At 38.6% G+C, this 12010-nt stretch carries 11 protein-coding genes; 3 read left to right on the top strand and 8 right to left on the bottom strand.

The genetic code is table 11. From position 1 onward, the window contains the following. Window positions 1–46: 46 nt before the first annotated feature. Window positions 47–1177 carry a carbohydrate porin gene (locus tag AAC026_RS07120; protein ID WP_339696384.1) on the bottom strand — a complete coding sequence of 377 codons (1131 nt, stop codon included), beginning with the start codon at window positions 1175–1177 and terminating at the stop codon, window positions 47–49. Window positions 1178–1652: 475 nt separating this feature from the next. Here AAC026_RS07120 and AAC026_RS07125 point away from each other — a divergent pair, with 475 nt between their 5' ends. Together AAC026_RS07125 and AAC026_RS07130 are read left to right on the top strand one after the other, a co-directional pair. After that, on the top strand, window positions 1653–2807 hold the full coding sequence (locus tag AAC026_RS07125; protein ID WP_339696387.1) for a serine hydrolase domain-containing protein: 1155 nt from the start codon (window positions 1653–1655) through the stop codon (window positions 2805–2807). Window positions 2808–2900: 93 nt separating this feature from the next. After that, the gene (locus AAC026_RS07130; RefSeq protein WP_339696390.1) at window positions 2901–3596 is read left to right on the top strand and encodes a hypothetical protein; all 696 of its coding nucleotides are present in this window, start codon (window positions 2901–2903) and stop codon (window positions 3594–3596) included. A 45-nt stretch (window positions 3597–3641) separates the two neighbouring features. On the opposite strand, the gene AAC026_RS07135 is transcribed toward AAC026_RS07130, so the two are convergent. After that, window positions 3642–4652 (bottom strand): LLM class flavin-dependent oxidoreductase, encoded by a 1011-nt coding sequence (locus tag AAC026_RS07135; protein WP_339696393.1) that lies wholly within the window; start codon window positions 4650–4652, stop codon window positions 3642–3644. A gap of 179 nt (window positions 4653–4831) precedes the next feature. On the opposite strand from AAC026_RS07135, the gene AAC026_RS07140 reads away from it, so the two are divergent. Further along, window positions 4832–5620 (top strand): glycerophosphodiester phosphodiesterase family protein, encoded by a 789-nt coding sequence (locus AAC026_RS07140; protein ID WP_339696396.1) that lies wholly within the window; start codon window positions 4832–4834, stop codon window positions 5618–5620. Between the two features lie 26 nt (window positions 5621–5646). Here AAC026_RS07140 and AAC026_RS07145 read toward each other — a convergent pair whose 3' ends face one another. From AAC026_RS07145 to AAC026_RS07170, 6 genes are all read right to left on the bottom strand, one after another. Next, window positions 5647–6846 carry an MFS transporter gene (locus AAC026_RS07145; RefSeq protein ID WP_339696399.1) on the bottom strand — a complete coding sequence of 400 codons (1200 nt, stop codon included), beginning with the start codon at window positions 6844–6846 and terminating at the stop codon, window positions 5647–5649. Window positions 6847–6972: 126 nt separating this feature from the next. Continuing rightward, window positions 6973–7407: a hypothetical protein gene (locus tag AAC026_RS07150; protein ID WP_339696402.1), complete on the bottom strand. Its 435-nt coding sequence runs from the start codon at window positions 7405–7407 to the stop codon at window positions 6973–6975. Between the two features lie 101 nt (window positions 7408–7508). Beyond that, a complete protein-coding gene (locus tag AAC026_RS07155) occupies window positions 7509–8426 on the bottom strand; it encodes a GIY-YIG nuclease family protein (RefSeq protein ID WP_339696405.1) in 918 nt (305 codons plus the stop codon). A 95-nt stretch (window positions 8427–8521) separates the two neighbouring features. Beyond that, the gene (locus AAC026_RS07160; RefSeq protein WP_339609150.1) at window positions 8522–8752 is read right to left on the bottom strand and encodes a DUF3820 family protein; all 231 of its coding nucleotides are present in this window, start codon (window positions 8750–8752) and stop codon (window positions 8522–8524) included. 93 nt (window positions 8753–8845) lie between these two features. Then, entirely contained in the window at window positions 8846–9628 is a 783-nt protein-coding gene (locus AAC026_RS07165; RefSeq protein ID WP_339609152.1) for an OmpA family protein, read from the bottom strand. Between the two features lie 89 nt (window positions 9629–9717). Then, the gene (locus AAC026_RS07170) at window positions 9718–11901 is read right to left on the bottom strand and encodes a helix-turn-helix domain-containing protein (RefSeq protein ID WP_339696408.1); all 2184 of its coding nucleotides are present in this window, start codon (window positions 11899–11901) and stop codon (window positions 9718–9720) included. Between the last annotated feature and the right edge of the window lie 109 nt (window positions 11902–12010).

Below are 12010 nucleotides of genomic sequence, written 5' to 3' on the forward strand. Positions count from 1 at the left end.
AATGGATTAATAAACCGAGACATGGTTTGTTGCTTACAGAGGACGCTTAAAAATTTAAATGAGCTCTCAACCCTAAAATTTTGGGTTCTTTCAAATCTGTCTCCTTTTCATTGAAAACTATATACTGGAAATAAGGCTGAACAGCGAACCAATTACTTACGCTCACTTTAAAAGTAGTTTCTAATGCTGTTTCAGATTTAACATTAAAACTCATGTCTGTTATAGGCTTTTCTGAGTTAATATGTGCATGTCCCATGGCAAATCCTAATTCATGTTGGTAAGCCCATTTAAAAGGCTGTTCCATCCGTAAACCCAATCCAAGGTAGAAGTCAATATCACTTACTTCTTTATGTGAGCTATTTATCTGGTAAAATAAATGATAAGATCTGTCATCATGTTGGTAGAAGTTAAAGTCACTAATAGAATGAAAACTTAGCAAGCCTTTTTCTGTGTTGCCACTATTCTTATTCTGAAAATTTCCACTGTGGTAGAGAGCTCCAATTTTTGTTGTTACTTGCTTTTTTAGCCATGTAAATTCAGGCTCTATAATGTAAATAAGCCCTTCAGACTTTTTCAGTCTCCAAGAAACAGGTAATAAACTGCCACGTTCTTCTGCGTATTGCCCATCAAATACTCCAATTTTAAAATCTATATTGGCCATCGTCACTTTTCCCGTTAAGCTTAAACTTACATAAGGTGCTGTAGGTGCAGGTAAATTCAGTGTTGTGCCTGGATCTATTCCAAAAGAGCTATGGTTAAAAAGCAAGCCGTTTTCGGTAAACATAAAATCCATGTTAATATCTTGCTGACCTATTTTAAACCATGCAACATCACTTTCATACTTATAGTACATTTCATTTAAACCATACAACAAACCAACTTCTATATTGGTGAAATACTGGAGGTCACCAACGCTTCTAGAGGTTGGTTGTCCTCCGTGAGTAAACAAAAGACTAAGATTAAAGCTGTGCTTCTGATGAAATTTTAGACTTGTTGTATTGAAAAACCAACCAAGATAATCGGCATCAATTTTTCCATCAACATTCGTATGAACAACAAACTCACTAATGTAATAGCCTTCGTTTGATAACTCGAAGTTATCTTCTTGATGCCCATGCATAATGAAAGGCATAAGAATAAATAACGAGCTAAATGCCCATTTGAGTTGACGTTTCATTTTCATCGTAATGAGCTAAGCTAAATAATTATTTGAAGCACTGAAATAGAGGGCACTAGATCAGAATTAATCTAAACAAGATGGTTGTGCTAGATATTTTTGTGCATGCTAAATCCATCCCTCAAACTGGCACCGTATGTATAAGGGATTTCGATCAAGAATTTGAGTTGAAATCTGAATTAAATAGTAGAGTGGTTCATTTCGTGTGGAGTTTTGAATCGATTTAGTTGAGGTGAAGGCGGATCCGTAAGGGAGCCGCCTTTATTTTTTCTGTGCAGTCTGTTACCTAAATGTTAAATAAATATTACCTTCATGTCGATTTTTAAAACAAAGAAAACGAAGGCATGTAAGGGATTACATGTTTTTGATTAGGTAGAAGGGAGGTGTGATGGCCTCCTTTCATTTTTTCCTTCAATCAAAGTCCGTTTGTAAATCTTCCTCTTTCTGTTTAACTCGGATTAAACCCTTCCGAAAAATGAAAAGAAACATCACTACACTGATCTTAACTTTGGCGTTGATTGCCGCAGTCCCATCTTATGCACAGAACTATTTCCCACCCAGAGGAGAATGGGAGACCCGAACACCACAGTCTTTAGGTTTGAATGCAGCCAAAATTGATATAGCGGTAAAATACGCACAAGATAATGAGTATTCAGGTTCTAAAGATTCCAGAATTGCTTCTTATGAAGGTTTCAGCAGCGAGCCGTATCATGAATTAGTTGGGCCAACAAGAGAAAGAGGAGGGCCAGCAGGAGTTATTTTAAAAAACGGTTATATCGTAGCCCAATGGGGCGATGTGAACCGAGTAGACATGACTCATAGCGTAACTAAAAGCTATCTGTCTACTGTAGCGGGGCTTGCTCTGGACAAGGGGCTAATTGGTAGCGTTCATGACAAAGCCAGCGACTATGTTTGGGACAATACTTTTGATGGTGCCCACAATCAACAAATAGAATGGCATACCCTACTCAATCAATCTTCTGCTTGGTCGGGTACTTTGTTTGGAATGCAAGATTGGGCAGACAGACCACCAAGAAGGGGAGGGATTGACGATTGGCGTTTCGAAAAGCCTGTTCCATCGGGTACAGTAATGGAGTATAACGATGTACGGGTGAATGTGCTTGCCTATTCTCTACTTCAGGTTTGGAGAAGACCACTTCCGCAGGTGTTAAAAGAATATATAATGGATCCGATTGGAGCTTCCACCACATGGCGATGGTTTGGTTATGAAAACTCTTGGGTAAATGTTGACGGTATAAATATGCAGTCCGTTACGGGTGGAGGCCATTCTGGAGGAGGCGTTTTTATCAGCGCACTAGATCATGCCCGTTTTGGGTTACTTTTTTTGAATGAAGGCAATTGGAAAGGCAATCAACTTATTTCAAGAAACTGGGTAAACGAGGTACAGAAATCATCAGAAGCAAATGCCAGTTATGGGTATTTATGGTGGCTCAATAGAGGGCCAAGAAAATGGAAGGAAGTAGATGATGAGTCCATTTACTTTGCTGCCGGTTTTGGAGGTAATTTTATCGTAATCGACAAAAAGAATGACTTGGTGTTGGTTACACGCTGGCTAGAACCCAATAAAATTGGGCCTATGATGGGCTTGGTTTTGGAAGCAACCAAGTAACTTCTGCCCATTATTACCGATTAGAATATCCGAGCTAGAGGGTATTCTATAGCCGTAAGAAATCTCGGTTCTTCGTCTTATAAATACTTTAATATGAAGAACCGGACGAAATATTTACTCACAGCTTTGGCCATTTTTACAATGGTAAGTTGTAAACCCCAAAGCCCATACGATACTAGCACGCCAGAAAAAATGCTTACCTCTTTAGGATTGGTTTCTAGTCAACCCGTGGACCATAATCCTATTCCCTATTTCTATGTAAAGAAGGATGCTGAGGCGATTACCAACTTTGATGAATCGGGGTTCAAAGCCTTAGATGCTTTCGAAGCTTTTAAAACAGCCATGATTAATAATTTTCAAACGAAGATTAAGCGTAGCTCAAAAGATAAGATAGAACTGTATAAAGATGATGATATGTTTTCTACCGTGTCGCTCTCGCTTTCGGCTTCGCTTATTCGCCCTCAATTACAAAGCCGATCACCAGAAGACTATGAGGTAGTTTCGGTTTCAGAACCAAATGAAGAGGGTGTGGTTGTAGTGAGGTGCCGAATGGTAGACAGAGAAACCGACCTTGAAGTGAAGGAAGAAGATGGCCACTATCTAATGTTTCTGAAGGACAAAGACTATGTACAAATCCAGAAAATGACCAAATTCTTTGAAAAAGCAGAAGCACTTTTTAGTAGAGCTGCCTCAGAAATCAATAGTAAAGAAGTTACCAATGAAAACTTTGAAGAGAAGTCTACAAGTTGGGATACTGAGTATATGGACTTATTTGCAGAGTTGAATTGATTGGACAAAACTCAACCTCACCTAAATAACATTGAAAGACTAGAATCACTTCTGGTCTTTCATTATTTCTGAAAAGATTTGGTATGATTTCACTCTATCTTCATGATGGAAGATATGAGAAGCCACCATCACTTCATCCACCCCAGTAGCATCAATGAAATCAGCAGTCTTTTGTTTTACAGTAGCTTTACTGCCTACAAAAGCATACTTTAACATACGCTGAAATGCTTCGTGTTCTGATAATCCCTTTAGTTCAGCAGTCATTTCTTGAGGAGGCTGCACGTAATCGATATTATTTGTCAAAACCCCATACATCATTTTTATTAATGAAGTTGACAAACGTTCAGCTTCACTGTCGGTATCAGCAGCAATTACGTTGATACAGCCAATCGTATAAGGCTCTTTCAAAAAATCAGAAGGTTGAAAGTTGTTGTGATAAATATGAAAAGCTTCAAAAATCTGTGCTGGCGCAAAATGACTAGCGAAAGCATAGGGTAGTCCCATTTTAGCAGCCAAGTGTGCGCTATCGGTACTAGAACCTAAAATGTAAGTAGGAACGTCCACACCCTCAGCTACTGAAGCTCTTACTTGGGCCGACTTGTTTTCTTTAGAGAAGTACTTCTGGATTTGCGCAACTTCATCAGGGAAGGCAATCACCGATCTGGTTCTATCGGGTCTAATGGCATGAGCCGTAGCTTGGTCTGTGCCCGGTGCTCGTCCTAAACCGAGGTCAATTCTACTTGGAAAAAGAGAGCCCAACGTACCAAATTGTTCTGCTATAATAAGGGGAGAATGGTTGGGGAGCATAATGCCACCAGAACCTACTCTAATGGTTTTTGTACCATTTGCAATATGACCAATTAAAACGGAAGTTGCAGAACTTGCAATGCTTACCATATTGTGATGTTCAGCCAACCAGAATCTGGTATAACCCATGTTTTCAGCTTTTTGAGCCAAATCAAGGCTGTTTTTAAAGGTGTCTGCTGGTGTAGATCCTACGCCCATTGAGGCCAATTCTAGGATCGAATATTTTATATGTTCAGAATGCTTAGGCATAACTTATCTCATTTTTTATAACCGTGTAGGTAATGAGAAATGAGGGAGAATAATTCCCAATTGATAAGGTTTTTAAGTGTACATCGAGAATTGAGCTAGGTTTGAGTAACATAAACTCTAATTAATATTTGGGCAACTTGAGTTTTCTATATTTGTGTTTACTCAAAAAATAAAACGAAATGAATAAGCTGATCCTCGTTTGCACCATGCTGCTTTTAGTAATTACGATTCAAGCCCAAACAAAAGTAATTGCTCACAGGGGCTTTTCAGGAATTGCTCCAGAAAATACCTTGGCTGCTTTTCAAAAAGCTATTGATAGTCAGTTTGAGTATTATGAGCTAGATGTTCATAAAACAAAAGATGATTCTTTGGTAGTTATTCACGATGCAACAGTTGATCGGACTTCTTCAAACGGTATGAAAGGAAAGGTTTCAGAAATGACTTATCAGGAACTGAGTAAAGTAAGAGTAGGCTACTCTAATAAATTTGGTAACGAGTTTAAAAATGAGAAAATACCTACCCTAAGAGAAGCACTAGTTAAGTCGAAAGGGAAAATCAAAGTTTGTGTTGAGGTTAAGGTTAAAGGAGTAGAGCAAGAGATGCTCGACATCATCAATGATCTAGACATGAAGGATGAAGTGATAATTTTCTCATTCTACTATCAGGTATTAGAAAAAGTGCGTCAATTAGACAAGGAGATTTCTATTCTTTTTTTGGTAGGGTCTGCAAATGAACAATCAATTGCTGCTGCAAAAAACGTAGGAGCTCAAGCTATTGGGGCTGGAGGTGGGAATCCCCTCACAAAGGAATATATAGAAAAAGCCCACAAAAATGGAATTGAGGTATGGAGATGGACTGTGGACGATACAATAACAATGAAGGAATTAGTTGAAGTGGGTGTTGATGGTATTATTTCTAATTTTCCTGATAGGATAGCAAAGTTGCCCGGAGGGAAAGTAAGGCATTAATAATGATGTTTTCTATAGTTTTGAATCTATACTTTCCCAGGCTTTGCTGCTCCTAAACCCACGTAAAGTTTAAGAAAGGCGATGATTAGCAAAAAGCCAAGTGAATAAATCCAGTTGCCTGTCAAATCGAAGATGCTGCCGAAAACAATTGGGCCTGTGGCAGCTATTAAATAACCTATGGACTGTGCCATTCCTGAAAGTTCCGCAGCGGTTTCTGAATCGTCAGAACGGAAAATGATTAACATCAATACCAAACCAAAACTTCCCCCTAAAGCAAAACCGATTAAAGATACCCAAATGGGTACCAATCCTGCTTGCGGAAACATTAGGCCTATTAAACTAATGGCTTCTAACAGTACAAGTACTACAATAATACTTCGCTGATCGTTTTTTCTACCTGCCCATAAAGGGATGAGTAACGATCCTAATACACCAGTTCCTTGAGATAAAGAGAGCATCCAGCCCGAGTATGAAGCATCGTATCCACGGCTTTGAAGAATGTCTGGAACCCAAGCTAAGATTACATAGAAGGCAAAAGATTGCAACCCCATGAAGATAGCGACTTTCCAAGCCAACTTAGAGCTGGCTAAGTTTTTCATGGCTTTCATAAAGTTGCGGTGCTTTTTGGCTTTTTTGATGCGCCAAACTTGGGGTAACCATATAAAGAAAGCTGCTAAAGAAAGTATGGCCCAGACTGCCAGGGCACCTCGCCAACCAAAGGCTTCGTTTTGAGCTAAAGGGACACTTATGCCTGCTGCGGTAGCTGCCCCCACAGCCATAATGCTAGAATATAAACTTGTAATAAGTCCAGAATTAGAAGAAAAATTACGCTTTACCAAGCTGGGCAAAAGCACATTACCAAAAGCGATACCAATGCCAGAAAGGATGGTTCCTATATACAATGTGGAAACTAGGTCGATTGAACGAGTAAGAATGCCAATTGTGATCAACAAAAGCGCTCCAGCTAAAGTAGCTGCCATTCCAAAACGCTTGGTAAACAGGGGGGTGAGCATTGAAACTACTCCAAAAGCTAAGAGGGGTAAGGCCGTAAGCAAACCCAGCATGGAATTAGATAAACCCGTACTTTCCCTTATAGTACTTACCAACGGACCTACACTGGCCAATGCTGGACGTAGGTTAACTGCAATAAACAAAATGCCTGCAATGAGTAAAGCTTGCTTTGGTTTCGAACCTACTTTTGAAGCTTTTGAATCGGTTTCTAACATTATTGGTACTATAGATAATGAGCTACTTCTGTTATAGTAGTCATATCCTAATCACGAAGCTTTAGTAAAAGTTCGTTTAATAGCGCAATTGTTTTCAATGTGAAGAAGAAGGCTGAATAACAGCGTTTATTCGGTTCTCTTGTATTTTAAACCTGGGCCATCGCAGGGTGCCCAAGTACCTTTAAGTGTGTTTTCCGACTCTATGATTAATACCTCAATTAAATCGCCTGTACAGTTAGCTATTAGCTCATTGTCGCTTGGGTAAGTGAGTTTGATGGAGTGCTCTTCTTCTGTAGAATTGAAAACGAAAGTACCAGAGGCAGAGGTTTGCACGCCATCCGTTGTTCTGGATTTAGTGAAGGTGCCAGTATTGGTGTTTAAGAGGTAATATTCTTGCCAGTCCATGTCATTTCCTGTACTCACAGAAGGAGTAAAACTACCTGTCATTTCAACTAATTCCCACTTTTGTTCATTGCCTTCAATAATGCAGCAATCTAACTCTTTAGAACAAGAGGAAAAGAAGATGAGAACAATGGCGGCAGCGAATATTATGTTTTTCATTTTCAGTAAGTTTTGTGATTGGTTTGACACAAGTTGAAGGGGAAAGGTTGGGTTTAGGAGTTGCTTTATCTCTCAAAATTGTTGCCACTTAAGTTGTCTCACTATTGCTCAATTATTTCAGTCTTCTCAATATCTTTTAATGATTTCCCTTCATGATTTTTCCATACTTTCCTACCATTAATTGAGTAACCAGCAATAACCGCAGCAGCTGAAGAAGGGCTTGAGAAGAGATGTTTTTTAGCAAAAAATAGAGATCCGTTTTGAGTTCTTTGAATAGTGTTATCAAATATTAGCTCGTCACGTAAGGTCTTGTATCCGTAATTTTTGGATTCTGTTTCTATTACTTGTGAGCCAGATAAAACTACAATTCCTTCATCGGTTTGAATTGCATTGGCTATTCTGCCTTTAATATTCAAAGTGAGCTCTAATTCCTTTTTAATCTCTGTTGTATTCGAATAGCTTTGTTGCTGTTTATGATTTTTTTGATCAATAAACGTTGTAAGCCCAATCGGATCTTCAAGAAATTTATGACCAAGAGTACCAGAGAGTAGCTTAATATTGAAGATGAATTCTTCCATGGCATCTCTATCTGGTAAAGGAAGGGAGCTCAAGCTTGGAGTGTTATTGTTTTCAACAAGTATTCTCCCTGCATTTTTACAAACATCAATCAATCTGCTTTCTAAATACTTTACATGAGATTTTGTTAGATTATCATCTTTACTTGTAAATAATATTACCTCATTCCAAAAGTCTTTAGCTAAAGCATGACTCTTTAATCTTTCCCATACATTTTCACCTTCACCAATGTATACTTTCGATTTAGCCGTTTTATCATCTGTGCCTATCAGAAAATAGACACCTTGAGTATTTATCTGACTTTTAAAGTTATTATTTAGGTCTGAAATTTTAACCCTAGGACAAGACAAAGCTTGTATTGTTAAGTTTACCACTTCCGCTAACTTAATACCTGCTACAGACCCCTCTTGTAAGTAAATGCGAATACTTTTCCCTAATATCATTGTCTTGATCGATTATGGATGGTTAAAAAACGGAAGTTCTTTAAAACTTAATGAAGAACCAACTCTTAGTAGAGTCGAGTGAGTTATTTTAAAAGTTAGAATGGCTTCTTATTCTTCAATGGCTTTAGTAAATCTTCTAAACCGTTGATTTTGATTTCGTAGATAGTGGAAAGGAGCATACCCAGTTTGCCATTTGGGAAACCTTCTTTAGCAAACCATTCTAAATAGTAAGTGGGTAAATCGCACAGCGTGGTGCCTTTATATTTACCGAAAGGCATTTTCATTGTAACTAAATCGACAAGTAGCTGCGGGTTGGGGCCTTCCATTGGCGCAAGTTAATAAATCAGAGAAAGCATAAGCATAAAAAAATGCTTTGCGATTTCTCACAAAGCATTTTTAATACTTTCAACTGAGTGGGCTTATTCGCCTCCTTCAAGTTCGCCTCTTTTGGCCATTCTTTTCATTTTGTCGTTAGCGTAAATTGCTACTTCAACTCTACGGTTGGCCTGTCTTCCGGCATTGGTATCGTTTTCAGCAATAGGCTGACTTTCGCCATAACCAGCTATTTCCAATCTTTGGTAATCTAAACCAAGGCTTACTAAATACTCCTGTACCGAAGCCGCTCTTTTCTTGGAAAGCGTCATGTTGTATTCATCTGTACCAGTATTGTCTGTATGCCCTTCAATTAGCACGTTAGTGTCTTCATATTTCTGAAGTGTAGTGGCTAAATCTTTAAGGTTTTCCTTTGTATTTACATTCAAAGCAGATTGGTTGGTGGCAAACATTAAACCTGAATCGAAAGTAATTTTAATACCTTCTCCTACTCGTTCTACTTTTGCTCCTTCTAAGTCGTTTCTTAATTCTTCAGCTTGTTTGTCCATTCTACGGCCAATTAAAGCACCTGCTGTACCGCCAACGGTGGCACCAATAATGGCACCCAAGGCTGTGTTATCCTTACCTGCGATAACTCCGCCTAATACTCCACCAGCCGTAGCACCAATGGCTCCGCCTTTTACTGTGTTACTTGCTTGGCAGCCGAACAATAGGGCTCCAGAAAGAAAAATTGCTGTTATTAGTTTCAATGATGATTTCATGATTTCGTATGTTATTTGATCTGCGTGTTGATATTCAATTCCTGTACCATTACAAATTTCATCCAAAGAGGCGTTTTTTGGCCAATTGCGTGTCCCAAACTTTCCCATATGTGTAAAAGAGTACTCAATTTGGAAAAATGCTCAGCTAATTTTCTTGAAATAAACTGATGTTGAGAAGTGGATAAGGGTTCGGTTGTCTACTTTTTATAAAAAGCCAGTGCCATTCTTATTTCTCCATAGCTGTAGTCGTCACCAAGTTTATTTTTGATTTCTTGAGTGCCTGTTGTTTCAGGAGTTATGAGTGAAAGGATGTTATTAAGTTTTGTTTCGCTTATCAACCGCTTAATATCCACTTCTCCGCTTGAAATGTATTTGGTTAAATGACCTTCAATGGTACTTGGTACTAAACCACGAGTTTCGGCAATTTCTTCTATGGATTTTCCTTGTTGATACAATTCAAAGCTAACCTCGGCTGTAGGTGTTTTGGTGCTTTTATCTTTCGTTATCTTTTGAGTTTTTCTGTCTTTGTAAAGTGTAGACCCCAGCATTTCGCCTTTGGTTAATTCTTTACCTTTTAAGGCATTGCTTGCCAGTAAATGAAAGCGCTGTATTTCCGCTTTTTTGTTGAAATACAATTGCTCTAACGCTTTCAACTCCTTTTTGTATTCTGTAATTCTAACCTTGATCTTTATTGCCTCTTGGTGTTCATCCAAGAGGTCGGTGAGTTTTTCGAGCTCCTTATTAAAGTATCCTTTTGCTTTTTCGGCTCTTTCAGCTAAATGGGGTAAATAAATCTCCATTGTCAGTATTCTCTGTACTTCTCCTATAAAAGTAGCGCCTACTTTTTGTAAGGGAAGTGTACTTTCTAAAAGCCTTCTATTCCAACCTAGAAATTCTTGTTTAGCCGATCTGCTCTCTTCTTTATCGAAGCCCTGTATATGTTGGCTAAGCGAATACATTACTCCAGAAAAATCGAAAGTACTTTCAGATAATTTGGCGTAGTACTTCTTTTGATAATTTGGCAACTGGCTGGTCAGTTGGTCAGAGCTGCTTTTTGTAGCCATAAAGGCATTCATGCTCTTACTTCTCTCAAAACTTTCTTCAGGCAAGCGCGAGGCTAGAATTAATCCATTGAGCGAGGTCAGCCTTGACAAGGCTACATATACCTGGCCATGAGTGAATGCATCTGTAAGGTCTAGAATTGCTTTTTCGAAGGTAAGGCCTTGGCTTTTATGAATTGTGACGGCCCAGGCTAGTTTTAAAGGATATTGCTCAAATTTACCCAGTACCTTTTCTTCAATTTCGTTTGAAGCTTCGTTGAGTTTGTAGCGTTTGTTTTCCCAAATGTGTTTACCTACCTCAACCTCATTACCGTTTTCAAATTTCACCCAAATTTCGGAAGAGCGTAATTGAGATATTGTACCAATTTTCCCATTAAAGAATTGGCCTTGACCAGAAGCATCGTTTTTAATAAACATTACTTGAGCTCCTAATTTTAGAGAAAGCTTGGGGTTGGTGGGGTAGGCGTTATCGGGAAAATCTCCACTTATATCTGCTTGGTATTCGTGTTCGTTCGACTGCAGGTTTTTTAGTCGGTTGTAATTTATTTCATCAGCTTTTCTGTTGTGTGTAGTTAGGTAGATATAACCACTCTCTGATTTTTCTTTGACTTCGGGGTTGTAAAATGAATTGAGGTAAATTAAGTCTTCATTGTTTTGCTCGTTGTCTCTAAACCTGTTCAGAATTTGAATGAACTTCTCATCGGTTTGCCTGTAGATTTTATCTAATTCAACATGAATAGGAGGGACTTCGCGAAGAGCATGAGCATCGAAAAAGTAACTGCTTTTATAATATTCAGAAAGAACGTTCCACTCATTGTCTTTTACCACTGGTGGCAGTTGAAGCAAGTCACCAATGAATAATATTTGAAGCCCACCAAAAGGCTCGCTTCTGTTTTTTCTGAGGTAGCGCAGCATGTGATCGATGCAGTCCAATAAATCGGAACGCAGCATACTGACTTCATCAATAATTAAAAGCTCTACTTCGCGAATCATCGCCCGTTTTGAGGCGTTAAATCTTACGTTCGAAAATAGATTAAGGAGTGTAGTTATTTGGCCTCCAGTATTTGGTGGTGTGATGCGCTCTGGAATAAAGGCTCCGAAAGGCAGATGCAATAAAGAGTGGAGGGTTACTCCATTGGCATTAATGGCAGCAATGCCCGTTGGGGCGGCTACAACTACTTTTTTATGGGTATGCTGAACTATATGTTTTAAGAAAGTAGTTTTACCTGTTCCTGCCTTTCCTGTAAGAAAAATATGCTGATTTGTGGTGTTAATGTAATGTGCTGTGGTTTGAGCTATACCACTCAGTTCGTAATTCATGATTAATAATAATTATATAAAAACACCATATCAAACAAATTTTAGATTTTGTTTAATATGGTGAGAACTGCTGTCCAGATTAGCTCATTATGGCAACTGGTGCTGTAAA

The organism is uncultured Roseivirga sp. (assembly GCF_963973945.1).
Taxonomy (GTDB): Bacteria; Bacteroidota; Bacteroidia; order Cytophagales; family Cyclobacteriaceae; genus Roseivirga.

What these genes read in the sequence shown, in the direction of transcription:
- AAC026_RS07120 (WP_339696384.1), bottom strand. Translation starts at nt 1,177, where the DNA reads ATGAAACGTCAACTCAAATGGGCATTTAGCTCGTTATTTATTCTTATG.
- AAC026_RS07125 (WP_339696387.1), top strand. Translation starts at nt 1,653, where the DNA reads ATGAAAAGAAACATCACTACACTGATCTTAACTTTGGCGTTGATTGCC.
- AAC026_RS07130 (WP_339696390.1), top strand. Translation starts at nt 2,901, where the DNA reads ATGAAGAACCGGACGAAATATTTACTCACAGCTTTGGCCATTTTTACA.
- AAC026_RS07135 (WP_339696393.1), bottom strand. Translation starts at nt 4,652, where the DNA reads ATGCCTAAGCATTCTGAACATATAAAATATTCGATCCTAGAATTGGCC.
- AAC026_RS07140 (WP_339696396.1), top strand. Translation starts at nt 4,832, where the DNA reads ATGAATAAGCTGATCCTCGTTTGCACCATGCTGCTTTTAGTAATTACG.
- AAC026_RS07145 (WP_339696399.1), bottom strand. Translation starts at nt 6,846, where the DNA reads ATGTTAGAAACCGATTCAAAAGCTTCAAAAGTAGGTTCGAAACCAAAG.
- AAC026_RS07150 (WP_339696402.1), bottom strand. Translation starts at nt 7,407, where the DNA reads ATGAAAAACATAATATTCGCTGCCGCCATTGTTCTCATCTTCTTTTCC.
- AAC026_RS07155 (WP_339696405.1), bottom strand. Translation starts at nt 8,426, where the DNA reads ATGATATTAGGGAAAAGTATTCGCATTTACTTACAAGAGGGGTCTGTA.
- AAC026_RS07160 (WP_339609150.1), bottom strand. Translation starts at nt 8,752, where the DNA reads ATGGAAGGCCCCAACCCGCAGCTACTTGTCGATTTAGTTACAATGAAA.
- AAC026_RS07165 (WP_339609152.1), bottom strand. Translation starts at nt 9,628, where the DNA reads ATGGGAAAGTTTGGGACACGCAATTGGCCAAAAAACGCCTCTTTGGAT.
- AAC026_RS07170 (WP_339696408.1), bottom strand. Translation starts at nt 11,901, where the DNA reads ATGAATTACGAACTGAGTGGTATAGCTCAAACCACAGCACATTACATT.